The sequence below is a fragment of the Bailinhaonella thermotolerans genome, assembly GCF_003594875.1.
Lineage (GTDB): Bacteria > Actinomycetota > Actinomycetes > Streptosporangiales > Streptosporangiaceae > Bailinhaonella > Bailinhaonella thermotolerans.
Genome location: NZ_QZEY01000001.1, coordinates 726,966 through 753,853, shown reverse-complemented (window position 1 = coordinate 753,853; position 26,888 = coordinate 726,966). Strand labels below are relative to the sequence as shown.

Genomic DNA, 26,888 nt, shown 5'->3' with positions numbered 1-26,888 from the left:
GCGGGCACGCCGGGCGGCATCCCGCCGGGCTCACCCCGAGGCGGGGCGCACGCGGCACTCCAGGGCGGTGAGGTGGGTCCCGGGAATCGGGTGGGCGCGGGTCACGGGGAGGCCGGCGGTTTCGGCCAGGCGGGTGAGGCCGGGCCTGGTGTGCCTGCGGCCGCCCACGTTCAGCAGGAGCATCAGGTCCATCGCAGTGTGGTACTTGGGCTCCGGGGCGTCGTCCACCAGGTTCTGGACGATCACCACGCGGGCTCCCGGGGGCGCGGCCGCGGCGAGGTTGCGCAAGGTGGCGGCGGTGCGGTCGTCGTCCCACTCCAGGAGGTTCTTCAGGAGGTAGACGTCGGCCCGGACCGGGATCGAGGACAGGCAGTCGCCGCCGACGAGCGCGGCCCGCCCGGCGAGCGCGCCGCCGGGCCGCAGCCGCTCGTCGGCGTCGGCCACCACCGCGGGCAGGTCGAACAGGATTCCCCGCAGGCCCGGGTGGCGCTCCAGCAGCGTGGCCAGGACGTGGCCCTGGCCGCCGCCGATGTCGGCGACGCTCCGCGCGCCCGTCAGGTCGAGCTCACCGGCGATCGCGGCGGCGGTCCGCGCGCTGCCCTGGGTCATGGCCCGGGCGAAGACCTCGGCCGACTCGGGGGCGTCCTCGTGGACGTATCGGAAGAAGTCCTTGCCGAACAGCCCGCCCGACACGGACGCGCCCGACCGGACCGACTCGTCCAGCACGGCCCACATCCGCCAGGTCCACGGCTCGGTGGCCCACAGCGTCATGTACCGCAGGCCGCCGGGCTCGTCCTCGCGCAGGAGACGGGAGCACGCGGTGTGGGCGAAGCGGCCGTCGGCCCGCCGTTCGAAGACCCGGTGGTGGGTGAGCGCGGTCATGAGCCGGTCCACCGTGTCGGGCCGCGCCCCCACGGCCGCGGCCAGTTCCTCCGCGGTCGCCGTCTCGGTGAACGCGTCCGCGATGCGCAGTACGGCCGCCGCCCGCAGCGCCGCGGCGTACCCGGCGCTCACCGCGAGCTCGCGCAGCCGCGCGGCGGGGTCACCCACGGGACGCCCGCCCCTCGGCGTACTCCTTGGCGAGACGCAGGTTGCCCATGCTGTTGGCGCTGAGGACCTTGCGGAGGTAGCGGCGCGCGCCGCGCATGGTCATGCCCTCGCCGAGGAGGTGCAGGCCCTCGGGGCGGATGGTCGCGGTGTGCCGGGCGCTGGCGATCACGCCTTCGGGGGTCGGCGTGAACAGCCAGTGCCCCGTGTGGGCGGTCATGGTGGCCGGCGGCCTGGTCTGCTTGTAGACGATCTTCCGGTGCGGCAGGCAGATCCGGACGGAGCGGGTGGTGTGCCGGGAGCCGTCGGCGGAGACGGTGTCCATGTCGAAGAACTGCACGCCGGGGGTCCTCTCCTCCAGGACGAGGCGGGTCACGTGGGGGATCCGGTCGGGCCACTTGTCCGCCTCGTACAGGTACTGGTAGACGTCCTCGATCTCGCCGGCGACGAACAGCGGGTCCTCGAAGGAGATGATGAGGTCGGCCAGGGCGTCGCGGGCCTCGGCGGCGTGCTTGAGGGTCGCGAGGTTCTCCCGCGTCGCCTTCCCCACGGCCGCGCCCAGGGACGCGGCCGCCCCGGGGTCGTCGTCGAGCAGCGTGAAGTCGTGGTCCAGGCGCACCTCGGTGCCGCCGGCGCCGGTGGGGGTGAGCGTCCAGGCGCCGCGGACCTCGGCGAAGGGCGCGACGGCCGGTTCGTGCTCGAAGACGACGCGGTGCTCGTCCTGGATCCGGCGGCGGGACCGCCAGGTCCGCACACTGTGGTCGTCCACGACCACCCAGTGCTGGATCAGCGCCTCGTCCTCGCCGTGCTCCAGCACCTCGGCGTGCGCGTGCCGCCGGTGAAGCTGGACCCAGCCCTCGGCGTCGAGGATGAGGTCGCGTACGACGTGGGCGGGCGCGGAGACGGAGACGCTCTCGCGGAGCGAGACGGTGCTGGGAGCGGTCATGGTCACGTCCTTCCTGTGTCTTCGGCGGGCGAGGGTGGCTCGCGGGCCCAATCTCGCGGTGAACGCTGGAGCGGCGGTGGAGCGCGGGTGTGGCGGTGTTCCCGGGGCGCCGCCCGCGCCGGAGGGCCCGGGGCCCGGTCCGCCCTCGCTCCACCGGGGGTCGAGCGCGGTCGCGCAGGCTCGCTGCCAGGCGGACCGCGCCGTGGCGTACGGCGTGGCCGGACGACAGGAGGTTCGTGATGGCGACGACGCGGCCCGGCGACGATCCGGCGGCCTTGACCGAGCTCTACGTGGAGGTTCAGCGGTTCTACGCGCGGCACCTGCAGGCGCTGGACCGGGGCGACGTCGGGGAGTGGGCGCGGGGGTTCACCGAGGACGGCGTCTTCCGACTGCCCCCGCCGCACGAGCCCCTGCGGGGGCGGGCGGCGCTGGCCGAGTCCCTGGGCCGGTTCATGGGCGCGGCGGAGGCGCGCGGCGAGCGGCACCGTCACTGGCACGGGATGCTGGACGTGCGGCCCGGGCCCGGCGGGACGGTCGAGGCCCGGTGCTACGCGCTGGTGATCCTCTCCACGGCGGAGGGGTCGCGCCTGTACCGGGCCTGCGTGTGCGAGGACGTGTTCGTCCGCGAGGACGGGGACCTGCGGGTGCGCGACCGGCGCGTGACCCGCGACGACCACCTGGGGTAGGCGCCGCGGCTCACTCCTCGACGAGGGCGACGGCCCTGGTCCAGCCCGCGCCCGCGCCTGCGATCTTGACGGGCAGGCACGAGACGGTGAACCCGGTGGGGCCCGGCAGGGAGTCCAGGTTGGCCAGCCGTTCGATCTGGCAGTACTCCCGCTCGCGGCCGGCGAAGTGCGCGGGCCACAGCACGCCGGGGTCGCCGGTGCGGTGGTACTCCTCGATCATGTGGGTGAAGGGCGCGTCGAGGCTGAACGCGTCGGTGCCGATGACGCGGACGCCGAGGTCGAGGAGCAGCCGCGTCGCCGGTCCGTCCAGGCCGGTGAAGTCGGTGAAGTACGACGGGGTCCCGGCCAGGCGGTCGGCGCCGGTGCGGAGCATGACGATCTCCATGGGCCGGGGCACGTGCCCGATGCGGGCGAACTCGGCGCGCAGCCGGTCCGCGCCCGCCGCGCCCACCGGGTCGCCCGTCAGGTCGAGGACGACCGCGGGCCGCCAGAACCAGTCCAGCGGCATCTGGTCGATGTGCCGCGGCGTGCCGTACGCCGGGGCGGACCCGTAGTGGGACGGGGCGTCCACGTGGGTGCCGGTGTGGGTGGTGAGGGTGAGCGTGTCCAGGGACAGCAGTTCCCCTCCGGGCAGCGCGGCGGGGTCGAACTCCAGGCCGTGCTTCTCCCGCATGGCCTCGGCCATGTGGCGGGCCCCCTCGGCCGGGGACATGATCGCGTGGGTGACGGGAGAGGGCTCCCAGGCCCGCGCGTCGATGGGCGTCGACAGGTCGATGATGCGCATGTGCGCCTCCGTGGGTTTCAGGCCCGGGTGAGCAGCGGCCCGGTGCGCGGGGCGGGCACCAGGTGGAGCGCGGCGAGGATGTCGGCCATCCGCGCGGGGTCCTCGAAGCGGCCCGCGGCGGCGAGGTAGCCGTCCGGCCGGATCAGCGCGTAGTCGCCGGGCCGCAGCCCGAACGCCTGGGACAGGCCCGCCCCGGGGTCCGCCAGGGGGGCGGGGCCGCCCCTGCCGGTCCGGGAGACGGTCCGGACCGACACCGCCCGGCCGTACGCGATCTCGACGCGCCGCAGGGCGGCCCGGAGCGGGGCGGCCGGGGCGTCGCCGGCGAACACGAGCAGCGACCATCGCGGGTCGGTGAGCTCGGTGAGCACGGCGGACCAGGCGGGGCAGTCCCGCTCGGTCTCGGCCGAGCAGGCCACCCGCTTCCCGGGCCGGATCCACCCGCCGTGGGCGGTCCCCGCGTCCAGGGTCAGGGGGCTGCCGGCGTAGGTGAGCGCGAGGCCGGACATCGCGGAGAGCAGCTTGCGCTCGACCCTGCGCTTGAGCGGCCCGACGGCGTTCAGGAGGCCGAGGCCGAGCGGGAGGAGCGCCGCCGGCGCGGCGTCGCGCAGCGCGATCAGGGCGGTGGCCGTGCGGGTGGTCCGCAGCAGCGTCGCGCCGACGGGCAGCCGCTCGGCGGGGAAGGTGTCGAGCAGGGTGTCGCGGGCGTGGCCCCGGATGACGTCCGCGAGCTTCCACGCCAGGTTGTACGCGTCGTGGACGCCGACGTTCAGGCCCTGCCCCGAGGCGGGGCTGTGCACGTGCGCGGCGTCCCCGACGACGAAGCAGCGGCCGGCGCGCATCCGCCGTACCATCCGCTGCTGGATCGTGAAGACCGACACCCAGCTCGGCGGGCCGACCTCGACGGGGCGGCCGAGGCCCTCGGTGAGTTTGGCGGCGAAGCGGGAGGCGATCAGGTGGGGGTCGTCGGCGCCGGTGACGTCCACGGTGTCGAGCAGCCGCCACCTGCCGGGCTCGGGGAACGGCACGAGCAGGATCGGGCCCTTGCCGACGTGGATCCAGTGCAGGCTGTCGCGGGGCAGGTCGGCGTCGAGCACGGCGTCGGCGATGAGCCAGGTCTCGGAGGCGTCGCCGACGAGCGGGAGGCCGAGCAGCGAGCGCACGCGGCTGTGGCCGCCGTCGGCCCCGATCAGCCAGGGCACGCGGATGTCCTCGGCCGTGCCGTCGCCGCCGCGCAGGCGCACGCGCACCCGGTCGTGGGCGCCGTCCAGGTTCGCAAGGGCGACGCCCCACTCCACCTCCACGCCGAGGCCGCGCAGCCGGTTCCGCAGCACCTCCTCGGTGAGCACCTGGTCGATCTGGAGGGTGAAGGGGTAGCGGGTCGGGAGGGTGGAGTACTCGGTGTCCAGCCGGATCAGCCGCCGCCCGCCCCGGTGCATCGTGAAGTGCTCGCAGCGCAGGCCCCGGGCGAGGATGTCGCCGACGAAGCCCATCTGGTGGTACAGCTCCAGGGTCCGGGCGTGGGTCGCGGTGGCGCGGCTGGTCGTGGCCGGGCCCTCGGCCTTGTCCACGACGCGCACCCGGACGCCGCGCCGGGCCAGTTCGTGCGCGGCGACCAGCCCGGCGGGGCCGGCCCCCGCGACGAGCACGTCCACGCCGGGCGTCCGGTCCGGTTCGGCCTCGTTCATGGCTCGCTCCCTGCTGTGACGCGCAGTCGCTCCCCTGCGCGGTCGGTTCACCGGGGCAGCAGCATGCGGGACCGGCCTCGATCGGTGGCGGACCGGGACTGGAGCGGCCGGCTCCAGCACGGGTCGAACGCGGATCGAACGCGGGCCGAATCCGGGCCGAACGCGGGCCGAGGGGAGGGCGGCATGGTCGGCGGCATGGCTACCGGAGCGACCCCGCGGGGGAGCGGCGCGCAGGGCGGGCCCGGCCTCAGCGTCGTGGCGGGCCCGCCGCTGGCGGCGATCTCCCATCTGCTCGACGGACCCCGGATCGATCACCTGCTGGCGCACGCGGCCGAGGAGGTCCCGGACCGTACGGCGTTGCGCTCGCCGTACGGTGACCTGACGTTCGCGGAGCTGGACGAGGCGGCGACGGGATGCGCCCGCGCGCTCCGGGCCGTCCTCGGCGGCGGCGGCTCGGTGGTCGCCCTGGCCATGGTCCTGGACCCGGCGTTCGCGGTCGCCTTCTACGGGATCTCGCGGTCGGGGAACCGCAGCGCGCTGGTGAACCCGCTGCTGCGCGAGGACGGCCTGGTCCACGTGCTGCGGGCCTGCGCGGCCAGGGTGGCGATCGTGCCGCCGGAGGTGTGGCGGCGGCTGTCGGCCGTGGCCGACCGGCTGCCCGATCTCGAACTCGCCGTGCTGACCGCCCGCGACGCCGGCAGCGAGGGCGCGGAGGCGCCGCCGACCCTGGGCGAGCTGGCCGGGGAGGCGGCGGGCGGGCCGCCGCCGAGAGCGCGCGCCGACGAGACGGACGTGGCCTGCGTCGCGTTCACCAGCGGCACCACCGGCGCTGCCAAGGGCGCCCGGCTGACCCACCGGAACCTGACGGTGAACGCCGCGCAGACCGTGCACGGGCACCGGCTCGGGGGCACCTCGGTCCTGTTCAACTTCCTGCCGACGTTCCACCTGGTCCACCTGAACATCGGCGTCCTGGCCAGGGCCGTCCACGTGCTGCACCCGGACGGCGACGTGGCCGGGGCGGTGGAGGCGGCCGACGCCGCCCGCGCCACCCACTTCTACAGCCTGCCCATGCGGCTGGCCCGGCTCGCCGCGGACCCGAGGCTGCCCGGCCTGTCCGCGCCCGCGCTGCGCGTCATCCTGTCCGGCGGATCGGCGCTCGCGCCCGACACCGCCGACGTGCTGTCCCAGCAGTTCGGGGTCCCGGTGGTGCAGGGCTACGGGCTGGCGGAGACGTCGCCGTGCACGCACCTCAGCGACCTGGACCGGCCGCGCGCGGGCTCCTGCGGCGTGCCGGCTCCGGGGACGGAGTGCCGGATCGTGGACCTGGGGGACGGGGCCGTGGTGCCCCTGGGCGTGGACGGCGAGGTGCAGGTCCGCGGCCCCCAGCTCATGTCGGGCTACCTGGGCAGGGACCTCGCGCTCGACGTGGACGCGGAGGGCTGGTTCGCCACCGGGGACGTCGGCCGCTGCGACGCCGACGGCTCGCTGTTCCTGGTCGACCGGATCAAGGACGTGTTCAAGTGCGACAACTGGCTGGTGTCGCCGACCCAGATCGAACGGGTCCTGCTGCGGCACCCGGACGTCGCCGACTGCGCGGTGGTGGACCTGCCGGACGAGTTCAGCGGCGCGGTCGCCTACGGCGTCGTCGTCCCGCGCGGCGGAACGGCCGACGCGGAGGCCCTGATGGCGTACGTCAACGACCGCTCGCCGTACTACGAGCACCTGCGGCACGTCGAGCTGGTGGACGAGCTGCCGAAGACGGGGACGGGCAAGGTGCGGCGGCAGGAGCTGCGGGAGCGGCTGCGCTCCCGGGGCCGGATCGGCTGAAGCGGCGGCGGGGGGACGGACGTGACGGTTCCCGCGGTCGGGGCGCTGCCGCCGGTGGCGCTGCTGCTTCCGGGGCAGGGGGCGCAGCATCCGGGAATGGCCGTCGAGCTGTACGGCCGGGAGCCGGTGTTCACCGCGGTGCTCGACGAGTTCTTCGCGCGGCTGGGCGCGGAGGGCGCGCTGTTGCGGAGCGACTGGCTGAGCGAGCGGCCCCGCGTCCCCCTGGACGAGGCCGCCCGCGCCCAGCCCCTGCTCTTCGCCGTCGGCTACGCGCTCGGCCGCGCCCTGGCGGCCCGCGGCGTACGGCCCGCCGTCCTCCTCGGGCACAGCGTCGGGGAGCTGGCGGCCGCCGCGCTGGCGGGCGTCTTCGGCCTCGGCGACGTGCACCGGGTGATGGCGGCGCGGGCCGAGGCGCTGGCCGGCGCCCCCGCCGGCGGCATGCTCGCGGTCGGCGCGCCCGCGCGCGAGGTCGCGGGCTTCACCGATCCCCCCGACCGGCCGGACGCCGTCGTGGTGGCGGCGGTCAACGCCCCCAGGCACACCGTGCTCGCCGGGCCGGAGCCCCGGTTGTCGCGGGTGGCGGAGGCGCTCGGCGAGGCGGGCCTGCCGTGGCGGCGCGTCCCCGCCCGCCAGCCGTTCCACTCGCCGGCGCTGGAGCCCGCGGCGGCCGTGTTCTCCCGGGGCCTGCGGGAGGTCGCGCTGCGGCCGCCGGATGTGCCGATCCGCTCGACGCGCACGGGCCTGCCCCTGCTGCCCGGGCAGGCGCGCGATCCCGCCTTCTGGGGCGGGCAGCTCGCCGCGCCGGTGCTGTTCTGGCCCGCGCTCGACGGCCTGCTGTCGGAGGGGGCGTACACGCTGGTGGAGGCGGGCCCGGGACAGGGCCTTTCCACGCCGGCGCGCAGGCACCCGGCGGTCCGCGCCGGGCGGAGCGTGGTGCTCCCCCTGCTGCCCGCCGGGCGCGCGGGGACGCTGCGCCGCTGGGAGGAGACCGTGGACCGGCTGAGCCGGCCCGGGACGTGAGACCGCGCCGCGCATGCGCGCCCACCGCGCGAACGGCCTTCGCGTGAGCGCGCATCGCGGGAGCGTCCCGCGATGCGCGGCTCGTCGTGGGGCGGCCGCCGCGCGCCTCAGTCCTTGGCGAAGACCGTGACGACGTCGTTCCCGAGGGTGGGGAGGGGCACGGCGTGCTCGAAGCGCAGTCCGGCCCGCTCGGCCCAGGAGCGGACCTCGGCCACGGTGTACTCCGAGGCGCCCTCCCGCATGAGGGCGCACATCAGGCTCTGGACCAGCTTGTCCACCTCGGTCCGCTCGTCGGCGAGCATCGGGTCGTAGACCAGCAGGCGGCCCCCCGGCCGTACCGCCTCGGCCGCGCGCCCGACCACCTCGACGCGGTCGCGCACGGGCCAGTCGTGCAGGGTGTGACCGACGATCACCACGTCGGCCGCGGGGATCGGGCCGGTGAAGAAGTCCCCGCCGTGGAAGCGGACCCGCTCGGCGAGCCCGCGCGCGCCGACCAGTTCGTCGAAGAAGGGTTCGAGCGGGGGCAGGTCGAACACCGTCCCCCGCAGGCCCGGGTGGGCCGCCGCCAGGATGGCGGCCAGGTTGCCGCGGGCGCCCCCGACGTCCACGAAGGAGGCGTGCGCGCTCCAGTCGAGCAGCCGCGAGATCGCCACGGCGATGAACCCGTTGATGGAGTCCATGTGGTCCAGGAACCCCCGGGCGCGGTCCGGATCGGCGTAGAGCCGGTGGAAGCCGTCCTCGCCGCGCAGTTCCGGCCGGCACTTGACCTCCCCGTCGCGCAGGGCCTCGGCCAGCCGGTCCCACATGGCGTAGTGCTGGGCCCCGTGCTTGGCGATGGTGCCGCCGAGGTAGTGGGGCCGGCCCGGGACCAGGTACGCCGAGGCGGCCGGGCTGTCGGTGTAGCGGCCGTCCTCGCGCGCGAGCAGGCCGAGCCCGTGCAGGGCGTCGAGGAAGTCCGGCGTCAGGCGGGGGTGCAGCGAGAGCCGCGCGGCGATCTCGCCCGCGGTCAGCCGCGTGCCGTCCAGCAGCGGGAACACCCCCACCTCCACGGCGCTCTGCAGCAGCTTGGAATGGGTGTAGGCGGTGTTGAGACGGATGATCGAGCGTGCGGTGTCGGCCTCTCTGGCCGCGGATTCCCAGTCGGTCAACGCTTCCCCTCCTGGCCGGCCGCCGGCGGGGCCCCGTGCCCCGGCGTCGCGGCGGGATCGGACCGAGTCTGTCCGCGCCGTGTCGAGCCGCGGTGAGGCGGCCGTCGAGAGCTCCGCCCCGCCCCCGCGCCCGCCGGTGGCCCGGCGCGGTCGACCGGGCCTTGAGGGGCGGTTGACCAGCGCGGACGACACTGGCTCCAGCGCGGGCGGACCGGGGCCGCCGACCGGCACCGGCCGCCCGCGGCGGGCGAGGAGCCGAAGGAGATCCGATGACCGGCAGGCGCGTCGTAGACCTCAGTCACCCGATCCGGGACGACATGCCGGCCGGTCCCTGGACGCCGCGGCCGCGGGTGATCGAGTACATCTCGCGGGGCTCTCCGAGCGAATGGGCCCCGGCCGGGTCGCGGTTCGTGATGGAGCAGGTCATCCTGGCCGGAAGCACCGGCACGTTCCTGGCCGCCCCGTTCCGGTTCCACCCAGAAGGGCCGGACGTCGCCGGGGTGCCGCTGGAGCGGCTCTTCGACGTGCCGATCGCCGTCGTCCGCGCGACCGGGACCCGGGCGATCGGCCCGGAGGCGTTCGCCGGCCGCGACGACCTCGCCGGCGCGGCGGTCCTGGTGCACACCGGGCACGCGCGGCACTGGGACACCGACGCGTACTTCATGAGCGCGCCCCACCTGACCGCCGCGGCCGTCGAGCACCTGCTCGCCGTGCGGCCCCGCGTGGTGGGCATCGACTCGCAGAACATCGACGACGGGACGGACCCCGCCAAACCCGCCCAGCACCGGCTGCTGGGCGCCGGAATCGCGCTGCTGGAACGGATGACCGGGCTCGACCGCGTGCCCGAGCGCGGGGCGCTGCTGCGCGTCCTGCCCACCCCGGTCGCGGGGGTGGGGGCCTTCCCCGTCCGCCCGGTCGCGATCGTCGGCGCGGCGTAGGAGGAGGGAACGCATGAGCGGCGGGAATCGGATCATCGACCTCGGTCACCGCGTCAGCCACCGGATGCCGACGTATCCGTGGACCCCGCGCCCGGTCGTCGCCGAGTACCTGACCAGGGAGCAGTCCACGGAGTTCCTCAGCGAGGGCGTGAGCTTCGGCCTCGCGCAGGTCCTGCTGGCCGGCCAGTCCGGCACCGCAATGATCGCGCCCTTCAAGTTCGACGAGAAGGCGGCGGACATCGCGTCGGTCCCGCTGGAAGACCTGGTCGACGTGCCCGCCGCCGTGATCCCGGCCGCGGGGCGCCGGCGGATCGGCCCGGAGGCGTTCGACGGCCGCGACCTCGAAGGCAGGGCCGTGCTGATCCGCACCGGCCACGACCGCCACTGGGGCACGGCGGCGTACTTCGCCGACGCGCCGAACCTGACGGCCCGGGCCGCCGAACGGCTGCTCGGCGCGCGGCTGGTGGCCATCGACGCGCCCAGCGTGGACGACGAGGACGACATCTCCACGACCGTCCAGGAGGTCCTGCTGGGCGCCGGCGTCCCCGTCGTCGTGTCGGTGACCCGCCTTTCGGAGCTGCCCCTCGAAGGGGCCCTGCTGACCCTGCTGCCCGCCCCGATGGCCGGGGTGGGGACCTTCCCCGTCCGGCCCGTCGCCGTCGTCTCAGCCCCTGGAGGCACCCGTGGACCTCGGACTCCGTGACCGCGCCGTCCTGGTGACGGGCGGCTCCGGCGGCATCGGCGCGGCGATCGCGCGGGCGTTCGCACGCGAGCACGCCCGCGTGGCGCTCACCTACCGGTCGTGCCGGGAGGAGGCGGAGGCGATCGCGCGGGAACTCGGCTCGGGGGAGGGGCGGGCGCTGGCCCTGCCGTACTCGCTCGCCGAGTCCGGGCTGCCGGAGACCGGTGAGCTGATGGGCGCGGTGCGCGAGGGCCTCGGCCCGGTGGACGTCCTGGTCGCGGCCGCGGTCCGCTGGGGCGGGCGCCGCTCGCCGGGGGAGCGGTTCGACGCGGTCGACCCCGGCGAGTGGTGGCCGCTGATCGCCGGCAACCTCGCCCCGGTCATCCGCCTGGTCCAGCTCGCCGCCGGGGACATGCGCAGGCGCGGCTGGGGCCGGATCGTGCTCGTCTCCAGCCTCGTCGCCGAGCAGGGCAGGCCCGGGCAGGAGTTCTACGGCGCGCACAAGCTGGCCCTGCACGGGCTGGCCCGGAGCCTGCGCTGGGATCTGGGCCCGTCCGGCGTGCTGGTGAACGTCGTCTGCCCTGGCCTGACGGCCACGCCCCGCGTGCTCGCGGGTTATCCCCGGGACCGCGGGGCGGCGGAGGTGGCCGCCACCCCGACCGGCCGGCTCAGCACGCCCGAGGAGGTCGCCTCCGCGGTCGTGTTCCTGGGCTCGGCGGCCAACGGGAACATCTGCGGCGAGGCGCTGACCGTGGCCGGTGGCCGATGAACGTCGCCCCGTTTCCGCCGTCCGTTTCCGCCGTCCGTTTCCGTCGTCCCGTTCCCGACCGCCGAACGCCAGGAGGACTCCAGTGGCAAGCCCGCGGCTTCTCGAACCCTACGGCCCGGGGTTCCAGCTCGACCCCCATCCGGCGCTGGCGCGGCTGCGCCGGACCGCCCCGGTCAGCCGGATCACTCATCCGGAGTACGGCGAGGGATGGCTGGTGACCCGGCACCACGAGGTCCGCCGGCTCCTGGCCGACCCCGCCGTGGTCAAGCCCGTCGAGGAGGACGAGGTCTCGCTCGACGTCTCCCCGCCGGCGCACACCCGGCTGCGCGCGCTGGTCCGGCAGGCGTTCACCACGCGCCGGGTCCAGCGCCTGCGGCCCTGGCTGGAGACGCGCACCGAGCGCGTCCTGGACGGCCTGGCCGCGCGCGGGCGGGTGGACCTCGTCCCCGAGTACGCCGACGCGATCCCCATCGCCGCCGCCTGCAAGCTGTACGGCCTGCGCGAACGGGAGTCCCGCCGCCTTCGCGCGATCGCGCGGGCCTTCGCGGGCGGCGAGGACGAGGCGACCCGGGAGCGGGTGTTCGCCGAGACGGGGGAGTACGTCGCCGGCCTGCTGGAGGCCAAGCGGCGGCGCCCCGCGCACGACCTGCTCACCGCCCTCATCCAGGCCCGCGAGGGGACGGACCGGCTGTCGGAGGCCGAGCTGACCAGGATCACCATGACCCTCCTCGTCAACGCGGTCGTCACCACCACCAACGTGGTGTCCGCCGCCGTCCACACCCTGCTGGAGGAGCCCGCGCAGCTCGCCCTGCTCCGCTCCCGGCCCGAGCTCCTCGACGGGGCCGTGGAGGAGACGCTGAGGTACGAGATCCCGGTGGGCGCCACCACCTGGCGGGCCGCGACCGGCCTGGCCGTCGGCGGCGTGCGCGTCGCCGCGGGCGAGCCGCTGGTGCTGTCGCTCCAGAGCGCCAACCGGGACCCGGCCGTCTTCGCCGACCCCGACAGGTTCGACATCACCCGCGCCCCGAATCCCCACCTGGCCTTCTCCCACGGCGTCCACCGGTGCCTGGGCTCGTCCCTGGCCCGGCTGGAGCTGCGCGTCATGCTCGCCGGGCTGCTGCGGAGATTCCCCCGCATCGACAGGGCCGCCCCCGCGCGGTGGCACGACAGCCGTTTCCTGCGCGGCATCGCCGAGCTGCCGCTCTCGCTGGCCGGGGGAGGGACGCGGCGATGACGCCGAGACGACGCCCGGCCGACCGGCGGCTCTACACGCGGGCGCGGCTCTCCTGGTACGACACGGTCGTCCTCGGCCTGGTCTGCCCGCTCGTGTGGCGGTGCCCCCGCCGCGAGATGGTCGCGCTGTACGACCGCAACGCCGGGGCCCGCCACCTGGACCTCGGCCCGGGCACGGGGTTCTTCCTGGACCGCTGCGCCTTCCCCGCGCCGGACCCGCGGATCACGATCGTGGACCTCGGCGAGGACGTCCTGCGCAAAGTCTCCCGGCGCCTGGCCCGGCACCGGCCCGTCGCCCACCGCGCGGACGTGCTCGCCCCGCTGCCGTTCCGGGCGGAGCGGTTCGACTCGGTGGGGATGAACTTCCTGCTGCACTGCCTGCCCGGCGGCATGTCCGCCAAGGCCGTCGTCTTCGACCACGTCCTGCCGTACGTCGCGCCCGGCGGGCGGGTCTTCGGCTCGACGGTCCTGGCGGACGGCGTCGAGCACGGGCGTCACGCCGCGCGGGCCCTCGCCCACCTCAACGCCGAGGGCGTCCTGAGCAACGCCGGGGACTCCTTCGCCGGGCTCGAGGCGGAGCTGGCCCGCAGGTTCCCCGATCACCGGCTCACCGCCCGGGGGTCGGTCGGGCTCTTCGAGGCGGTCGCGCCGGGGGAGGGGGCACGGTGAGCGCGCCCGAGGGCTCGCGCCGCGTCGTCGTGACGGGCCTGGGCGTCGTCGCCCCCGGCGGGATCGGCGTCGCCGCCTTCTGGGACCTGCTCACGGCCGGCCGTACGGCGACGCGCCCGATCTCGCTGTTCGACGCCTCGTCCTTCCGGTCCCGGATCGCGGCCGAGTGCGACTTCGACCCGGTGGCGGCGGGGCTCACCCGGCGGCAGATCCGCCAGTGGGACCGCACCACGCAGTTCGCCGTGGTCGCGGCGCGCGAGGCGATCGCCGACAGCGGCGTGCGGGCCGCCCGCGACCCCTTCCGCACGGGCGTCATGATGGGCACCGCCTGCGGGATGACCCAGCACCTGGACGCCGAGTACGCGGTGGTGAGCGACGAGGGCAGGACCTGGCTGGTCGAGGACGCCCACGCCTCGCCCTACCTGTACGACTACTTCCTCCCCTCCTCCATGGCGGCCGAGATCGCCTGGCTGGCGGAGGCGGAGGGCCCGGTGGGCGTGGTGTCCACCGGGTGCACGTCCGGCGTGGACGTGGTGGGCCACGCGGCCGACCTGATCCGCGACGGCGCGGCCGAGGTGATGATCGCCGGGGCGTCCGACGCCGCGATCTCGCCGATCACGGTGGCGTGCTTCGACGCGATCAAGGCGACGAGCCCGCGCAACGACGACCCGGCCACCGCGTCGCGGCCCTTCGACCTGACCCGCGACGGCTTCGTGCTGGGGGAGGGCTGCGCCGTCCTGGTGCTGGAGGAGCGCGAGCACGCCCACGCCCGGGGCGCGCACGTCTACGCCGAGGTCGCCGGGTTCGCCGGGCGCTGCAACGCCTACCACATGACGGGTCTGCGCGACGACGGCCGGGAGATGGCCGAGGCGATCCGGGTCGCGATGACCCGGGCCCGGGTCGCGCCGGCCGACCTCGACTACGTCAACGCGCACGGCTCCTCGACCCGGCAGAACGACCGGCACGAGACCGCGGCGCTGAAGGCGGCCCTGGGGCCCAGGGCGTACGAGGTCCCGGTCAGCTCCATCAAGTCGATGATCGGGCACTCGCTCGGCGCCATCTGCGCCCTGGAGGTCGCGGCCTGCGCGCTGGCGATCGAGCACTCGGTCATCCCGCCGACCGCCAACCTGCGCGAGCCCGACCCCGAGTGCGACCTGGACTACGTGCCGCTGACGGCACGGGAGGGACCGGTGGACGTGGCGCTGAGCGTGTCGAGCGGATTCGGCGGTTTCCAGAGCGCGATGGTGCTCGGCCATCCGGAGAGGCGGCGGCGATGGGCGCCGGTGTGAGCGGGAAGGACGGCGTGCCCCGCGCGGCCCCCGTCGTGACGGGCCTCGGCGTGGTCGCGCCCAACGGGATCGGCGCGGCCGCGTACTGGGCCGCCACCTTGCGCGGGGAGAGCGGGATCGCGCCGATCACCCGGTTCGACCCCTCCGGATACCGGGTCAGGGTCGCCGGGCAGACCGAGATCCGCGCCGGGGAGCGCCTGCCGGGGCGGCTGCTGCCCCAGACCGACCGGATGACCCGCCTCGCGCTCGTCGCCGCCGAGGAGGCGCTGGCCGACGCCGGCGCCCAGGACCTGCCGGACTTCGCCGCGGGCGTGGTCACGGCCGCCTCCGGCGGCGGATTCGAGTTCGGCCAGCGGGAGTTGGAGGCGCTGTGGAGCAAGGGCGGCGCCTACGTCAGCGCGTACCAGTCGTTCGCCTGGTTCTATCCGGTCAACACCGGCCAGATCTCGATCCGGCACGGGCTGCGCGGTCCCGGCTCCGCGCTGGTGTCGGAGCAGGCGGGCGGGCTGGACGCGGTGGCCAAGGCCCGCCGGCACCTGCGGGGGGACGCGAGCCTGATGCTGGCGGGCGGGGTGGACGGCTCGCTGTGCCCGTGGTCGCTGCTGTGCGTCACGCGCTCGGGCCGGGTCAGCGAGCGCGCCGACCCGCGCCGCGCCTATCTCCCCTTCGACCGGTACGCCCGGGGCTGGGTGCCCGGCGAGGGCGGGGCGCTGCTGGTCCTGGAGGACCCCGGCGCGGCCCGCGAGCGCGGCGCTCCCCAGGTGTACGGCGAGATCGCGGGGTACGCCGCCACGTTCGACCCGCGCCCGGGATCGGGCCGGCCGCCGGGGCTGCGCCGGGCGATCGAGGGGGCGCTCGCCGACGCCGGGGCCGGCGCGGGGGAGGTGGGCGTGGTGTTCGCCGACGCGGCGGGGACGCCCGGGGCGGACCGGGCCGAGGCCGAGGCGCTGGCGGAGGTGTTCGGCCCCCGGGGCGTACCGGTGACCGCCCCCAAGACGATGACCGGGCGGCTGCTCGGCGGCGGAGCGTCCCTCGACCTGGCCGCCGCCCTGCTCACCCTGCGGGACGGCCTCATCCCGCCCACCGTGAACGTGACGCGGCCGGCGTACCCCCGCCTGATCGACCTGGTGCTCGGCGCGCCCCGGCCGGCCCGCCCGGCCTGCGCGCTGGTCGTCGCGCGGGGGCACGGCGGGTTCAACTCCGCCGTCGTCGTGCGCGGGCCCGGCGGCGGCCCGCGCGGAGACCGCGAGGACGCGAAGGCCGCCTGAAGACCCGAAGCCAGGACGAAGACCCCATGAAGACCGCGCAGCCCAGACCAAGGCTGCGGAGCCCGAACGACGACCGCGAGACCCGGACGAAGATCGCGAGACCCGGGCGAAGGCAACGACTCCCGGAACGAGACCGGACGTGGACCGGAGGGAAGGAGAACGGCGAGATGGAGCGGTTCGGCATCGACGAGCTGATCACACTGCTGCGCGAGTGCGCCGGGGAGGACGAGTCGGCGGCCCTGTCGGGCGGCGACATCCTGGACGCGGAGTTCGAGGAACTCGGCTACGACTCGCTGGCCCTGTTCAACACCGTGAACCGCATCGAGCGCGACTACCGGGTGCGGCTGCCCGACCACGTGGTGGACGAGGCCAGGACGCCCCGCGCGCTGATCCGGGCGGTCAGCGAGCGCCTGGCCGAGCCCGCCTAGGAAGGGGCCACCATGTGCGGGATCGCCGGGTGGGTGGACTTCGCCCGCGAGCTGGGACCCGAGGCCGGCGCGACGGGCGCGGCGATGGCGGGCACGCTCGCCTGCCGCGGCCCCGACGCCGAGGGACGCTGGTACGACCGGCACGCCATGCTGCTCCACCGCCGCCTGTCCGTCATCGACCCGCGCGGCGGGGCGCAGCCCATGGCCGCCTCGCTGGGCGGCGGCCACACGGCCGTGCTGACCTTCTGCGGGGAGATCTACAACTACCGGGAGCTGCGCGCCGAGCTGGCCGGCCACGGGCACCGGTTCCGCACCGCCAGCGACACCGAGGTGCTGCTCCGCGCCTACCTGCGGTGGGGCGAGCACTGCGCCGAGCGGCTGAACGGCATGTACGCCTTCGGCGTCTGGGACAGCCGCGGCGACCGGCTGCTGCTGGCCCGCGACCGCATGGGCGTCAAGCCCCTCTACTACTTCCCCACGCCGGACGGCCTGCTGTTCGGCTCGGAGCCGAAGGCGATCCTGGCCGCCCCGCACGTGCCCCGGCGCGTGGACGCCGACGGGCTGCGCGAGATCCTCGACATGGTCAGGACGCCCGGGCGGGCCGTGTACGCCGGGATGCGCGAGGTCCCTCCCGGCGCCCTGGTCATCCGGGACCGGCGCGGACTGCGCACGCGGCGGTACTGGTCGCTGCCGGCGCGCGAGCACGAGGACGACCACGCGGCCACGGTCCGCACCGTGCGGGAGCTGCTGGAGGACATCGTCTCCCGCCAGCTCGTCGCGGACGTGCCGCTGTGCGCCCTGCTCTCGGGAGGGCTGGACTCCTCGGCGGTGACCGCCCTGGCGGCGCGGTCGCTGCGGGCGTCGGGGCGCGGCCCCGTGCGGTCCTTCTCGGTGGACTTCGCGGGCGCGGGCCGGGACTTCGCCCCGGACGCGGTGCGCGGGGCGCCCGACGCGCCGTTCGTCCGCGACCTGGCCGCCCACGTCGGCGCCGACCACACCGAGGTGCTGCTCGACAGCGCCGACCTGGCCGCCCCCGGGGTCCGGGCCGCGGTGCTGCGCGCCACCGACGCCCCGCCGGCGTACTGGGGCGACATGTGGCCGTCGCTGTACCTGCTCTTCCGCGAGATCAGGCAGCACTCCACGGTCGCGCTGTCGGGGGAGGCGGCCGACGAGCTGTTCGGCGGCTACCGCTGGTTCCACCACCCCGCCGCCGTCAACGCCCCTACCTTCCCGTGGCTGACCTCGGGCTCGGCCCGCTACTTCGGCGGCCTCACCCTGCTGGACCGGGACCTGGTGGCGAAGCTGGACCTGCCAGAGCACCGCCGGGCGGCGTACGGCGAGGCGCTGGCCGCGGTGCCGCGCCTGCCGGGGGAGACGGGCCTGGAACGGCGGATGCGCGAGGTCACCCACCTGAACCTCACCCGGTTCGTGCAGACCCTGCTGGACCGCAAGGACCGGATGAGCATGGCCGTCGGCCTGGAGGCGCGCGTGCCGTACTGCGACCACCGGCTCGTGGAGTACGTCTTCAACGTGCCCTGGGCGATGAAGGCGGCCGACGGCAGGGAGAAGAGCCTGCTGCGCGCCGCGGTCGCCGACCTGCTGCCCCCGTCCATCCTCCAGCGGGTCAAGACGCCCTACCCCGCGATCCAGGACCCGGCCTACGAGCGGGCGCTGCGCGCCGAGTTGGCCGAGGTCCTCGCGGACGGCGACGCCCCGGTACGGCCGCTGCTGGACCTCGGCCGGGCCCGCGTCGCCCTCGCGCGGCCGCCGCGCGCGGCGAGCCTGCCGTACGACCGGGGCGGGCTGGAGATGGCCCTGTGGCTCAACCGGTGGCTCGCCGAGTACGACGTCACCCTCGACCTGTGAGCGGCGGCCGGCGCGTGGACGGCCCGGCGGTCCGCGCCGAGGCGCTCACCAGGCGGTTCGGTTCCACGCACGCCCTGCGCGGGCTCGACCTGGAGATCCCCGCGGGGACCGTGTGCGGGGTGCTCGGCCCCAACGGGGCGGGCAAGACGACCGCCGTGCGCGTCCTGGCCACCCTGCTGCGGCCCGACTCGGGCCGCGCCTGGATCGACGGCCACGACGTGGTGCGGGACGCCGCGCGGGCACGGCGACGGCTCGGCCTGGCCGGCCAGTTCGCCGCCGTGGACGAGCAGCTCACGGGCCGGGCCAACCTGCGCATGTTCGCCGAGCTCCACCACCTGGGCCGGGCCGCCGCGCGGCGCCGGGCCGACGACCTGCTCGGGCGGTTCGGCCTGGAGGACGCGGCCGGCCGTACGGTGTCCACGTACTCGGGCGGGATGCGGCGGCGGCTCGACGTGGCGGCCAGCCTGATCGTCTCGCCGGCCGTACTGTTCCTCGACGAGCCGACCACCGGCCTGGACCCGCGCGGGCGGGCGGAGGTGTGGGCGGCGGTCCGGGATCTCGCGGCGGGGGGCACGAGCGTGCTGCTCACCACCCAGTACCTCGACGAGGCGGACCGGCTCGCGGACGCGATCGTGGTCATCGACCGGGGCCGGGCGGTGGCCACGGGCACGCCCGAGCGGCTCAAGGCCGCCTGCGGCGCGGCCGAGCACGCGGACGTCGTCGTACCGGCGGGCGCGGACCCGGACGCGGTGCGCCGGGCGCTGCGGTCGGCCACCGGGGCCGAGCCCGTCATGGGGAGTACGGCCGGGCCCGGCGGGGGCCTGCGGCTGAGTGTCTCGACCCGGGGCGACCCGGCGGCGCTGGCCCGCGTGGTGCGCGAGCTGGACGCGGCCGGCGTGCCCATCGAGGGCCTGACCGTCCGGCGGCCCACCCTGGACGACGTCTTCCTGCACGTCACCGGCCTGCCCGCCGCCGGGGCGGGGAACGAGCCGGCCGGTGGGACAAGGGAGGGGATCGGCTGATGGGCCCCGATCCGGCGCCGCCGCCCGCCACCGTGCGGGGACGGCTCGCCTGGACCGTCCGCGACGGTCTCGTCCTCGTCCGGCGCGAGCTGGCGCGCCTGGCCCGCGACCCCGGGCGGGCGGCCGGAGAGCTGGCGTTCCCCGTCCTCATGGTCCTGCTCTTCGGGTACGTCTTCGGCGGGGCGATGCGGGTCCCGGGCGGCGGCGACTACCGGCAGTACCTCATCCCCGGGGTCTTCGCGATGACGGCCATGAGCGCGGTGCTGATCACGGCCTCGGCGGTCGCGGCGGACGTGGGCCGGGGGGTGATGGACCGGTTCCGCTCGATGCCGATGGCGCGCTCGGCCGTGCCGTTCGGCCACACCGCCTCCTGCCTGGTCACCGGCCTGATGTCGCTGGGCCTGATGACGCTGTGCGCCCTGGCCCTGGGCTGGCGGGCGCGGCACGGCCCGGGGGAGACGGCGGCCGGTTTCGGCGTGCTCATCCTGTTCCGGTACGCCATGGGCTGGCTCGGCGTCCTCCTGGGGCTGGCCTTCCGGAACGAGGAGACGGCCGACCGCTTCGTTCCGCTGGTCTTCCCGGTCAGCCTGATCTCCGACTCCTACGTCCCGGCCGGTGCGATGCCCGCCTGGCTCCGTGTCGTCGCCGAGTGGAACCCGGTGAGCGCGGTCACGGGCGCGTGCCGCGCCCTGTTCGGCGACCCGGCGCTTCCCGGGCCCGGCGCCGCGCCGCCCCTGCGTCATCCGGTCGCGGCCGCGCTCCTGTGGTCCGCGGTCCTCATCGCCGTCTGCGCGCCCCTGGCCGTACGCCGCTTCGGCTCGCGGGCGCGCTAGCGGGGTGACCATCCGCGTGGAGGCCGACCGCGAGTGCGGCCCGGCGTCTGCTTCGAGGGCCGTCAGACCCGGGGCCTTACCACTCTCGGACCAGCGGCACGCTGGGGTTATGAATAGTAGCTGAGCGTAGTGGGTATGTTCCCGTCACGTCGGCTGGACGTGAGCGCGACCCCATCGATGGTCGAGGACGGCTCGTGATTCCGGCCCCTGTCCCTCCAGGTGAAAGGTCCCCCATGTCCCCTGCGTTCCGTCCTGCCCGAAACCACTGCCCGTACGTCACCCCGCCCGCCGCCTCGCGGCGCGAGGAGCGGGATGAGGCCGACCCGGCGCGGCCGGGCGGCGAACGGCACCGCTTCGCCGTACGCCAGGACCGTCCCGGGCGGCCTCACCGGGGGCGCGGGCATGCGCTTTAACATCCTCGGGCCCATGGAGGTCGTGCACGAAGGGCGCTGCCACGTCCCGAGCGCGCAGAAGGTCCGCTGCACACTCGCCCTCCTCCTGCTGAGCGCCGACCACATCGTCCCCCGGGAGACGCTGATCGACGAGCTCTGGGGGGAGAGGCCGCCCCGGACCATGATCACGACGCTGCAGACGTACATCTACCAGCTCCGCAAGTCCTTCAGCCGCCTGACGCGGCGGCGGGACGTCATCCTGACCCGGGCGCCCGGCTACGCGATCCGCCTCGGCGACGACGACGAGGTGGACGCGCACCGCTTCGAGCGGCTGGTCGAGCAGGGCCGGAGGCAGTTCGAGCAGGGCAGGCTCGCCGAGGCGTCACACTCGTGCGGTACGGCTCTCGCCCTGTGGCGCGGGGAGGCGCTGGCCGGGATCTGCGCCGGGCACCGCCTCGAAGGGCACATCGCCCACCTGGAGGAACTGCGGATCAGGGCGCTGGAGCTCCGGGTCGGCGCCGACATGCTGCTGGGGAACGACCGCGACCTGATCCCCGAGCTCCGCGCCCTCGTCGCGGCCCACCCGCTGCACGAGTGGTTCCACGGCGAGCTGATCAAGGCGCTGGCCGGCGCGGGGCGTCGCGGGGAGGCGCTGCACGCGTACCGGGTCATGTGCCGCACCCTGCGCGACGAACTGGGCCTGGAGCCGTCTCCCGCCTACCAGAACCTGCAGCGGGACCTCCTGCGGGGCGTCGACGTGCGCGAGATGCCGGGCGACTCCCCGCTCCGCCACGTGAACCGGGCGGGCATGGCGTCCTAGGTCCCGGCATGGGGACGGGGCGCGCCCCGATGGCACACCCCGTCGCTTCGGGCTTCCCCTTCCCGCCGGTCGGCGGCTCGGTCAGGGGGCGCACCCGTTGGCGGTGACGGAGGCCGGCAGCGAGGCGGTGCCGCCGCCGGAGCAGTTGATCTCCAGCTTGCCGTTGCGCTCCTTGAGGACGACGGCCCCCTGGAACGGCCCGTCCTTCACCGCCCCTTCGGTCCCCTCGCAGTTGCCCTCCCCCTTGGTCGTGGGCCCGGGATCTACGTTGTCGCACGTGTAGGCGGGGTCCGCCCGCCCCGAACCCGCGTGAGCCGCGACAGCGGGAACCAGTGATCCCCCCACGACGAGAACGAGAGCAAGCCCCTGCGACGCTCCGAAGACACGCATGATTACCTCCTCGATCTCCGCCCGGTGCTGGGCGCGACAAGAAACCCGATGCCCGCTACATCCCACTTAACTGCTAAAAGCAATGGTTTATATAGGTTTCAGCCGGTATGGCGCTGCCGGGAGATCCGCCACGACATCCACGAAGCGCGGTCGCGAGTCCCCTGGAGCTGGGCGGATGGGTCATGACATGCCGCGAGCGGGCCGCCGGGGGGACGACCCGCTCACGGGAGGGTGCTTCCGGGCCGCGGAGGGCTCCCCGGTCCGGCCTATCGGGGGGTGGCGAATCGGTTGGCGATCCAGGTCAGGATGTCGGGCATGGCTCCGTCGTCGATCCCGGTGATGTAGCCGGGATAGGTGTCGTGGCCCAGGCCGGGGTAGGTGCGGTGGTCCACGCGGGAGCCGTTCTCGCGCAGGGTCCTGGCCACGGCCTCGGTCATGGCCGGGGTGATGAGCGTGTCGGCCTCGCCCTGCAGCAGGAGCACCGGCCCGGCGACCCGGCGCGCGCCCGTGATGTTGTGCCGCAGGTAGCGGGCGAAACGGGGCTCGTCGAGGTAGCCGGGCCGTACCAGCGTGTCACCGGCCAGGCCGGCGTAGACGGCGGAGGCCACGCCCAGGCAGCCGGAGCGGGTCACGGCGAGCCGGTCCATCGCCTGCGGGCTCAGCACCCGGTCGAGCGGCAGCCGGGGGTCGGCGAGCTTGGCGCTCGCGGCGATGAGCGAGACGAAGGCGCCCATGCCCGGCTGCGCGGCGACGTACTCGACGATCGCGGGCAGGTCGGCGCCGGGCGAGGTGACCACGGCTCCGAGGTACCCGGGCTCGGGCGAGTGGACCTGGCGTTCCGCGACGCTGAGGGCGGCCGCCCCGCCCTGGGAGTGTCCCCACAGCACCCAGCGATGGGACAGGCCGGGTACGGCCTGCCGCGCCGACCGCACCGCGTTGATCACGTCGTGGGTGGCGGCGGTCCTGTCCATGAGCTTGTGCCGCCCGTCGGTGCCCAGTCCGGCGTAGTCGGGCGCGACGACGGCGTAGCCGCTGTCGAGGAAGCGGGCCATCTGGTCGCCGTGGTAGAGGTCGCGCATCAGGGAGGGGGCGCAGTCCCGCCCGATGCCGCTCGTGCCGTGCGCGTTGACGACCACCGGCCAGCCCCCTTTGGGCGGGCGGCCCCCCGGGACCAGGATGACGCCGGAGGCGGCGAGGTCGCGGCCGTGGGCGTCGCGAGAGTGGTAGAGCACGCGGGTGGCCGGCAGCGGGCGGCCGCCCGTCGCGTAGTCGTCGGTGGCCTGCTCGCGGATCAGCGTGCCGGCGGGCGCCCAGGGCAGGGGGTCGGGGGCGTCGTAGAACGAGGTGCGCGGCAGCGCGTTGGCCTGCTGCCGCTGGAGCGCGGCCTGGCAGTTCTCGTCGCAGGGGTAGGCGGCGGCCTGGCCCGGCGTCGCCGTGGTGAGCGCTCCTGCGGTCAGGAGCAGGGCGGTGGCCGTACGGGCGAATCTCATGGGGAACCTTCCGTGGTGGGGGATCGATGCCGGGTCTCCCGGGGCGGGCGGGGGATGCGACGCCCGCCGCCCCGAGGCCGGCGTGAGGGGCCGGGGCCGTCAGACGGGAGACTTCTCCCGGGCAGGGGCAGGGGCAGGGGCAGAGGCAGGGGCGGGCTGCGGGACCCGGCGGGGCCGGCCCGGCAGGCGCAGGGCGATCAGGCCGCCGGCGAGGGCTCCCGCGGCGATGACGAGCAGGGCGTCGCGAAGCCCGCCGGCGGTGGCCGCCTTCAGGGCCTGGCCGGTCAGGCCGCCGGTCCCCGCGTTGGCGACGGCGACGAGTACGGCGAGCCCGGCGCCGGTCCCGGCCTGCAGGACGGTCGAGGAGATGCCCGAGGCGGTGCCCTGCTCCTCCGGGGCGACCCCGGTGGTGGCGGCGATCCACATCGTGTTGAAGGTGATGCCGGTGCCCAGGCCGTACCCGATGATCCCGGCGAGCACGGTGAGGTACGAGCCGCCGACGAGCACCCCGGCGGCCAGGCCCGCCGTGCCGGCGGCCGCGACGACCAGGCTGAGGATCAGGGTGGGGCGGGTGCCGAAGCGGGGGATCAGCCGCTCGCTGACGAGGTTGCCGGCCGTCATCGCCAGGGTGGGCGCCAGGAACGCGAGGCCGGTCTGCAGGGCGCTGTAGCCCAGGACGTCCTGGAAGTACAGCGTCAGGAAGTACGGGATGGACTGCAGGGTGAGGCCGAAGATGAGGATGATCCCCGCCGCCGAGCTGAGGCTGCGGTTGGCGAACAGGCGCAGCGGCATCAACGGGTTGCGGCTGCGGGCCTCGATGGCCAGGAAGCCGGCCAGCAGGACCAGGGAGACGACCGCGGTGCCCAGCACGCCCGGCGAGGCCCAGCCCCATTCCGGCCCCTGCGCGATGGCGAACACCAGGCCCGTGACGCCCGCCGTGCCCACGAGCGCGCCCGGCAGGTCGAACCCTCTCCCGCGCTGCCGCGCTCCGTCGGCGGGCAGTACGGCGAACGCGGCGGCGGCGCCGAGAACGGCCAGCGGCACGTTCACGTAGAACACGGCCTCCCAGCCGAACGCGCTGGTGAGCACGCCGCCCAGGAGCGCGCCGAGGCTCAGCCCGCTGGCGCCCGCCACCGACCAGACCGTCACGGCCCTGTTGCGGGCGGGACCTTCGGCGAACAGGGTGACGACCAGGGAAAGGGTGGCGGGGAACAGGACGGCGCCGCCCACCCCCTGGATGACCCGGGCTCCGATCAGCGGCGCGGGCTCGGTGGCCAGACCGCCCAGCACGGATCCGGCGCCGTAGAGCAGCATCCCGGCGACGAACATCCTCCGGCGGCCGATGATGTCGGCCAGCCGCCCGCCCAGGAGGAGGAACCCGCCGTAGAGGACGGCGTAGGCGCTGATCACCCACTGGAGTGTCTGGCTGGTGAAGCCCACCTCCCGCGCGATGTCGGGCAGGGCCACGTAGACGATGGTGAAGTCCAGGGCCGTGATGAGGCTGCCCAGCCCCAGCAGGGCCAGCGCGACGCCTCCCGGTGCTCGGCGATGTGGCGCGGACGTGGTCATGTGCGACTCCTTGGGATGAACTAAACGGTGCAGTTCAACCATAGAGCCGGACGTGACCGCCGGGTCAACAGAGAGTGGTCCACATCACAACTAAACGGTGTAGTAAGCTGCGGTCATGGGTACTGAGGGAGTGGACGAGTACGGGATCCCCGTCATCGCGGACCCGGTGAGCTCCTCGGCGGGCAAGCGCCGGGCGATCATCGAGGCGGCCCGCGCCGAGTTCCTGGCGGAGGGCTACTCCGCGGCGTCGATGGACTCCATCGCCTCCCACGCCAAGGTCTCCAAGCCCACCCTCTACAAGCACTACGGCAACAAGGAACGGCTCTTCCTCGCCGTCATCGGCGGGACCCTCAAGGAGAGCTACGCCGACCTGGCCGCGATGCCCTGCACCATGGCGGACGCCTCCGACCTGGCCCTGGCGCTGCGCACCTTCCTCACCCGCTGGGCTCACACCCTGCTCGGCGACGACCTCCTCGCGCTGCGCCGCCTGGTGATCGGGGAGATCGACCGCTTCCCCCAGCTCGGCCGCCTCTGGTACGAGATCACCATTGACACCCTCGACCGCCCCCTCGTCGGCGAGCTGGAAGAGCTGCACCGCCGCGGCCTGCTGCGCGTGCCCGACCCCTGGCGCGCCGTACAGCAGCTCGTCGCCATGTCCGTCGGCTCACTCCAGCTCATCCGTACCATGCGCCCCGACGTGAAACCCGACGACCAAGCGATCGCCGACAACGTGGCCGCGGCCGTCGAAACCTTCCTCTCCCACCACCGCCCCACCTGACCACCCGAGAGAGATGCCTGGCGGGCTACGGCACGGTGGGGGGTTCGCCCTTCAGGTCTGCCTCCAGCGGGGCCGGCGCGAGCCCCGGAGCATGCCGGTTGAGCAGGTCCAGGGCACGCCATTCCCGCTGGGGCTGACCGTGGTCCACCGGCCGATACCGCTTGACCACGACAGTGGCACGCATCTCGATCGAATGCGTGGTTCTCATCCAGCCGTCCCCGCCCCCACCGATCTGGTGAAGGACCCGGCCTTACTGGTGATCGCGACGCCGTTGGTCGGCAGGCGCCGCGACTCTCTCATCCTCGGCGACAGCGGCTGGGTGGCTGGGGGACAGGTTCTGGCGGTCGGCCCATTCGGAGAGGCGGCGGATGGCGGCGTGGTCGGGGCCGCCGGCGGGCGCCGTGATGAGGACGATGGCCTGTTCCTGCTCGTCGATGCTGGTCAGGGCCTGCCAATCGACGTCGAACGTCCCGGCGGCGGGGTGATGGAGCCTGGTGTGGCCGAAGGGGTGCAGGTTCACCAGGTGCTGGCTCCACCAGGTGCGGAAGTCGGCGTCGCGGGCCGACAGCTCGCCGACGAGTTCGCGCAGCCGGGGCCGCTCGGGGCAGGCGCCGGCGGCCATGCGCAGGCTGGAGACGGCTTCGCGGGCGCGCGCGGGCCAGTCGTCGGGCAGCGCCCGGACCCGCGGATCCAGGAAGAGCATGCGGACGTAGTTGCGCCGCCTCGCCGGCATGGCCGAGAGGTCACCGAGCAGGGCGGAGCCGAGCCGGTTCCAGGCGAGGATGTCCAGGTACCGCCCGAACACCAGGGCGGGAGTGTCGATCAGGTTGGCCAGTAGCCGCGCCGTCTGCGCGCCGACCTGCCGCGCGCCCTCGCCGCGCCGACCCGCCCGGCCCGGATTGGCGAGCTTGAACAGGTGCCGTTGCTGGTCCTCGTTCAGCCGGAGGGCCCGGCCGATCGCGGCCAGCACCGAGCGCGAGGCGGTGCGCACCCGGCCCTGCTCCAGCCGGGTGTAGTAGTCGGTGCTGATCCCGGCGAGCTGGGCGACCTCCTCCCGGCGGAGCCCGGGAACCCGGCGGCGGTACGGGGGTTCGGGCAGGCCGTGTTCGGCCGCGCTGACGGCCGCGCGCCGGGCGAACAGGAACTCGCCGAGCGACCCCCGTGACGACGCGGGAGGTGCGCTGTCCGGGCTGCCCATGTCGACCAATGATGGCATCCGGGCGGCCATAGTTACGGGGAATCCGGTTCCCGGGAACAACGATTCCTTCCAGGTCAGCGGGATCATGGGTGAGGCTGTGGCAGGTCGGGA

At 75.0% G+C, this 26,888-nt stretch carries 26 protein-coding genes; 16 read left to right on the top strand and 10 right to left on the bottom strand.

The window, feature by feature from the left end; all coding sequences use genetic code 11:
- Nucleotides 1-30: 30 nt before the first annotated feature.
- Nucleotides 31-1,050, bottom strand: coding sequence for a methyltransferase (locus tag D5H75_RS03740; protein WP_119924864.1), 1,020 nt, complete (start codon nucleotides 1,048-1,050; stop codon nucleotides 31-33).
- Nucleotides 1,043-1,993 (bottom strand): aromatase/cyclase, encoded by a 951-nt coding sequence (locus tag D5H75_RS03735; RefSeq protein WP_119925206.1) that lies wholly within the window; start codon nucleotides 1,991-1,993, stop codon nucleotides 1,043-1,045. The genes D5H75_RS03740 and D5H75_RS03735 overlap by 8 nt, the downstream gene beginning before the upstream one ends.
- 239 nt (nucleotides 1,994-2,232) lie before the next feature.
- On the opposite strand from D5H75_RS03735, the gene D5H75_RS03730 reads away from it, so the two are divergent.
- Nucleotides 2,233-2,679 (top strand): nuclear transport factor 2 family protein, encoded by a 447-nt coding sequence (locus tag D5H75_RS03730; protein ID WP_119924863.1) that lies wholly within the window; start codon nucleotides 2,233-2,235, stop codon nucleotides 2,677-2,679.
- Between the two features lie 10 nt (nucleotides 2,680-2,689).
- Here D5H75_RS03730 and D5H75_RS03725 read toward each other — a convergent pair whose 3' ends face one another.
- Nucleotides 2,690-3,463 carry a cyclase family protein gene (locus D5H75_RS03725; RefSeq protein ID WP_119924862.1) on the bottom strand — a complete coding sequence of 258 codons (774 nt, stop codon included), beginning with the start codon at nucleotides 3,461-3,463 and terminating at the stop codon, nucleotides 2,690-2,692.
- Nucleotides 3,464-3,480: 17 nt separating this feature from the next.
- Nucleotides 3,481-5,148: an FAD-dependent oxidoreductase gene (locus tag D5H75_RS03720; protein ID WP_119924861.1), complete on the bottom strand. Its 1,668-nt coding sequence runs from the start codon at nucleotides 5,146-5,148 to the stop codon at nucleotides 3,481-3,483.
- Between the two features lie 195 nt (nucleotides 5,149-5,343).
- Between D5H75_RS03720 and D5H75_RS03715 the strand changes: the two genes are divergently transcribed.
- Together D5H75_RS03715 and D5H75_RS03710 are read left to right on the top strand one after the other, a co-directional pair.
- Nucleotides 5,344-6,975: a class I adenylate-forming enzyme family protein gene (locus tag D5H75_RS03715; protein ID WP_202637783.1), complete on the top strand. Its 1,632-nt coding sequence runs from the start codon at nucleotides 5,344-5,346 to the stop codon at nucleotides 6,973-6,975.
- Between the two features lie 21 nt (nucleotides 6,976-6,996).
- Entirely contained in the window at nucleotides 6,997-7,995 is a 999-nt protein-coding gene (locus tag D5H75_RS03710) for an acyltransferase domain-containing protein (protein WP_119924859.1), read from the top strand.
- A gap of 107 nt (nucleotides 7,996-8,102) precedes the next feature.
- On the opposite strand, the gene D5H75_RS03705 is transcribed toward D5H75_RS03710, so the two are convergent.
- Complete coding sequence (locus D5H75_RS03705) at nucleotides 8,103-9,143, bottom strand: methyltransferase (RefSeq protein WP_119924858.1); 1,041 nt, start codon at nucleotides 9,141-9,143, stop codon at nucleotides 8,103-8,105.
- Nucleotides 9,144-9,412: 269 nt separating this feature from the next.
- Here D5H75_RS03705 and D5H75_RS03700 point away from each other — a divergent pair, with 269 nt between their 5' ends.
- From D5H75_RS03700 to D5H75_RS03645, 12 genes are all read left to right on the top strand, one after another.
- Complete coding sequence (locus D5H75_RS03700) at nucleotides 9,413-10,081, top strand: cyclase family protein (RefSeq protein WP_119924857.1); 669 nt, start codon at nucleotides 9,413-9,415, stop codon at nucleotides 10,079-10,081.
- Nucleotides 10,082-10,094: 13 nt separating this feature from the next.
- Complete coding sequence (locus D5H75_RS03695; protein WP_119924856.1) at nucleotides 10,095-10,784, top strand: cyclase family protein; 690 nt, start codon at nucleotides 10,095-10,097, stop codon at nucleotides 10,782-10,784.
- Nucleotides 10,765-11,532 (top strand): SDR family NAD(P)-dependent oxidoreductase, encoded by a 768-nt coding sequence (locus D5H75_RS03690; protein ID WP_119924855.1) that lies wholly within the window; start codon nucleotides 10,765-10,767, stop codon nucleotides 11,530-11,532. Before D5H75_RS03695 ends, D5H75_RS03690 begins: the two co-directional genes overlap by 20 nt.
- 82 nt (nucleotides 11,533-11,614) lie before the next feature.
- The gene (locus tag D5H75_RS03685) at nucleotides 11,615-12,766 is read left to right on the top strand and encodes a cytochrome P450 (RefSeq protein WP_119924854.1); all 1,152 of its coding nucleotides are present in this window, start codon (nucleotides 11,615-11,617) and stop codon (nucleotides 12,764-12,766) included.
- Nucleotides 12,763-13,434: a class I SAM-dependent methyltransferase gene (locus tag D5H75_RS03680; protein ID WP_119924853.1), complete on the top strand. Its 672-nt coding sequence runs from the start codon at nucleotides 12,763-12,765 to the stop codon at nucleotides 13,432-13,434. Before D5H75_RS03685 ends, D5H75_RS03680 begins: the two co-directional genes overlap by 4 nt.
- Nucleotides 13,431-14,723 carry a beta-ketoacyl-[acyl-carrier-protein] synthase family protein gene (locus D5H75_RS03675; RefSeq protein WP_119924852.1) on the top strand — a complete coding sequence of 431 codons (1,293 nt, stop codon included), beginning with the start codon at nucleotides 13,431-13,433 and terminating at the stop codon, nucleotides 14,721-14,723. The genes D5H75_RS03680 and D5H75_RS03675 overlap by 4 nt, the downstream gene beginning before the upstream one ends.
- Nucleotides 14,708-15,991, top strand: coding sequence for a beta-ketoacyl synthase N-terminal-like domain-containing protein (locus D5H75_RS03670; RefSeq protein ID WP_119924851.1), 1,284 nt, complete (start codon nucleotides 14,708-14,710; stop codon nucleotides 15,989-15,991). Before D5H75_RS03675 ends, D5H75_RS03670 begins: the two co-directional genes overlap by 16 nt.
- 167 nt (nucleotides 15,992-16,158) lie before the next feature.
- Nucleotides 16,159-16,419, top strand: a complete 261-nt coding sequence (locus D5H75_RS03665) for an acyl carrier protein (protein WP_119924850.1) — start codon at nucleotides 16,159-16,161, stop codon at nucleotides 16,417-16,419.
- Between the two features lie 12 nt (nucleotides 16,420-16,431).
- The gene (gene asnB, locus D5H75_RS03660; protein ID WP_119924849.1) at nucleotides 16,432-18,285 is read left to right on the top strand and encodes an asparagine synthase (glutamine-hydrolyzing); all 1,854 of its coding nucleotides are present in this window, start codon (nucleotides 16,432-16,434) and stop codon (nucleotides 18,283-18,285) included.
- Entirely contained in the window at nucleotides 18,282-19,307 is a 1,026-nt protein-coding gene (locus D5H75_RS03655) for an ATP-binding cassette domain-containing protein (RefSeq protein WP_340137745.1), read from the top strand. The genes asnB and D5H75_RS03655 overlap by 4 nt, the downstream gene beginning before the upstream one ends.
- A complete protein-coding gene (locus tag D5H75_RS03650) occupies nucleotides 19,307-20,140 on the top strand; it encodes an ABC transporter permease (protein WP_119924848.1) in 834 nt (277 codons plus the stop codon). The genes D5H75_RS03655 and D5H75_RS03650 overlap by 1 nt, the downstream gene beginning before the upstream one ends.
- 426 nt (nucleotides 20,141-20,566) lie before the next feature.
- On the top strand, nucleotides 20,567-21,352 hold the full coding sequence (locus D5H75_RS03645; RefSeq protein ID WP_119925204.1) for an AfsR/SARP family transcriptional regulator: 786 nt from the start codon (nucleotides 20,567-20,569) through the stop codon (nucleotides 21,350-21,352).
- Nucleotides 21,353-21,433: 81 nt separating this feature from the next.
- On the opposite strand, the gene D5H75_RS40800 is transcribed toward D5H75_RS03645, so the two are convergent.
- The 3 genes from D5H75_RS40800 to D5H75_RS03635 form a co-directional block, all read right to left on the bottom strand.
- Complete coding sequence (locus D5H75_RS40800; RefSeq protein WP_147425055.1) at nucleotides 21,434-21,742, bottom strand: hypothetical protein; 309 nt, start codon at nucleotides 21,740-21,742, stop codon at nucleotides 21,434-21,436.
- A gap of 266 nt (nucleotides 21,743-22,008) precedes the next feature.
- Nucleotides 22,009-23,232: an alpha/beta hydrolase family protein gene (locus D5H75_RS03640; RefSeq protein ID WP_119924847.1), complete on the bottom strand. Its 1,224-nt coding sequence runs from the start codon at nucleotides 23,230-23,232 to the stop codon at nucleotides 22,009-22,011.
- Between the two features lie 99 nt (nucleotides 23,233-23,331).
- Nucleotides 23,332-24,801, bottom strand: coding sequence for an MFS transporter (locus tag D5H75_RS03635; RefSeq protein ID WP_119924846.1), 1,470 nt, complete (start codon nucleotides 24,799-24,801; stop codon nucleotides 23,332-23,334).
- Between the two features lie 115 nt (nucleotides 24,802-24,916).
- Here D5H75_RS03635 and D5H75_RS03630 point away from each other — a divergent pair, with 115 nt between their 5' ends.
- Nucleotides 24,917-25,579 carry a TetR/AcrR family transcriptional regulator gene (locus tag D5H75_RS03630; RefSeq protein ID WP_119924845.1) on the top strand — a complete coding sequence of 221 codons (663 nt, stop codon included), beginning with the start codon at nucleotides 24,917-24,919 and terminating at the stop codon, nucleotides 25,577-25,579.
- A gap of 25 nt (nucleotides 25,580-25,604) precedes the next feature.
- Here the strand turns inward: D5H75_RS03630 and D5H75_RS40795 are convergent, their stop codons facing one another.
- Nucleotides 25,605-25,787 carry a hypothetical protein gene (locus tag D5H75_RS40795; protein WP_147425054.1) on the bottom strand — a complete coding sequence of 61 codons (183 nt, stop codon included), beginning with the start codon at nucleotides 25,785-25,787 and terminating at the stop codon, nucleotides 25,605-25,607.
- A gap of 42 nt (nucleotides 25,788-25,829) precedes the next feature.
- Nucleotides 25,830-26,777: a helix-turn-helix domain-containing protein gene (locus tag D5H75_RS03625; protein ID WP_119924844.1), complete on the bottom strand. Its 948-nt coding sequence runs from the start codon at nucleotides 26,775-26,777 to the stop codon at nucleotides 25,830-25,832.
- Between the last annotated feature and the right edge of the window lie 111 nt (nucleotides 26,778-26,888).

Excerpts from the sequence above, each read along its gene's own strand:
- D5H75_RS03735 (WP_119925206.1), bottom strand. The coding sequence starts at position 1,993 with ATGACCGCTCCCAGCACCGTCTCGCTCCGCGAGAGCGTCTCCGTCTCC.
- D5H75_RS03730 (WP_119924863.1), top strand. The coding sequence starts at position 2,233 with ATGGCGACGACGCGGCCCGGCGACGATCCGGCGGCCTTGACCGAGCTC.
- D5H75_RS03725 (WP_119924862.1), bottom strand. The coding sequence starts at position 3,463 with ATGCGCATCATCGACCTGTCGACGCCCATCGACGCGCGGGCCTGGGAG.
- D5H75_RS03720 (WP_119924861.1), bottom strand. The coding sequence starts at position 5,148 with ATGAACGAGGCCGAACCGGACCGGACGCCCGGCGTGGACGTGCTCGTC.
- D5H75_RS03715 (WP_202637783.1), top strand. The coding sequence starts at position 5,344 with ATGGCTACCGGAGCGACCCCGCGGGGGAGCGGCGCGCAGGGCGGGCCC.
- D5H75_RS03700 (WP_119924857.1), top strand. The coding sequence starts at position 9,413 with ATGACCGGCAGGCGCGTCGTAGACCTCAGTCACCCGATCCGGGACGAC.
- D5H75_RS03695 (WP_119924856.1), top strand. The coding sequence starts at position 10,095 with ATGAGCGGCGGGAATCGGATCATCGACCTCGGTCACCGCGTCAGCCAC.
- D5H75_RS03680 (WP_119924853.1), top strand. The coding sequence starts at position 12,763 with ATGACGCCGAGACGACGCCCGGCCGACCGGCGGCTCTACACGCGGGCG.
- D5H75_RS03670 (WP_119924851.1), top strand. The coding sequence starts at position 14,708 with ATGGGCGCCGGTGTGAGCGGGAAGGACGGCGTGCCCCGCGCGGCCCCC.
- D5H75_RS03665 (WP_119924850.1), top strand. The coding sequence starts at position 16,159 with ATGGAGCGGTTCGGCATCGACGAGCTGATCACACTGCTGCGCGAGTGC.
- asnB (WP_119924849.1), top strand. The coding sequence starts at position 16,432 with ATGTGCGGGATCGCCGGGTGGGTGGACTTCGCCCGCGAGCTGGGACCC.
- D5H75_RS03650 (WP_119924848.1), top strand. The coding sequence starts at position 19,307 with ATGGGCCCCGATCCGGCGCCGCCGCCCGCCACCGTGCGGGGACGGCTC.
- D5H75_RS03645 (WP_119925204.1), top strand. The coding sequence starts at position 20,567 with ATGGAGGTCGTGCACGAAGGGCGCTGCCACGTCCCGAGCGCGCAGAAG.
- D5H75_RS40800 (WP_147425055.1), bottom strand. The coding sequence starts at position 21,742 with ATGCGTGTCTTCGGAGCGTCGCAGGGGCTTGCTCTCGTTCTCGTCGTG.
- D5H75_RS03640 (WP_119924847.1), bottom strand. The coding sequence starts at position 23,232 with ATGAGATTCGCCCGTACGGCCACCGCCCTGCTCCTGACCGCAGGAGCG.
- D5H75_RS03635 (WP_119924846.1), bottom strand. The coding sequence starts at position 24,801 with ATGACCACGTCCGCGCCACATCGCCGAGCACCGGGAGGCGTCGCGCTG.
- D5H75_RS03630 (WP_119924845.1), top strand. The coding sequence starts at position 24,917 with ATGGGTACTGAGGGAGTGGACGAGTACGGGATCCCCGTCATCGCGGAC.
- D5H75_RS40795 (WP_147425054.1), bottom strand. The coding sequence starts at position 25,787 with ATGAGAACCACGCATTCGATCGAGATGCGTGCCACTGTCGTGGTCAAG.
- D5H75_RS03625 (WP_119924844.1), bottom strand. The coding sequence starts at position 26,777 with ATGGGCAGCCCGGACAGCGCACCTCCCGCGTCGTCACGGGGGTCGCTC.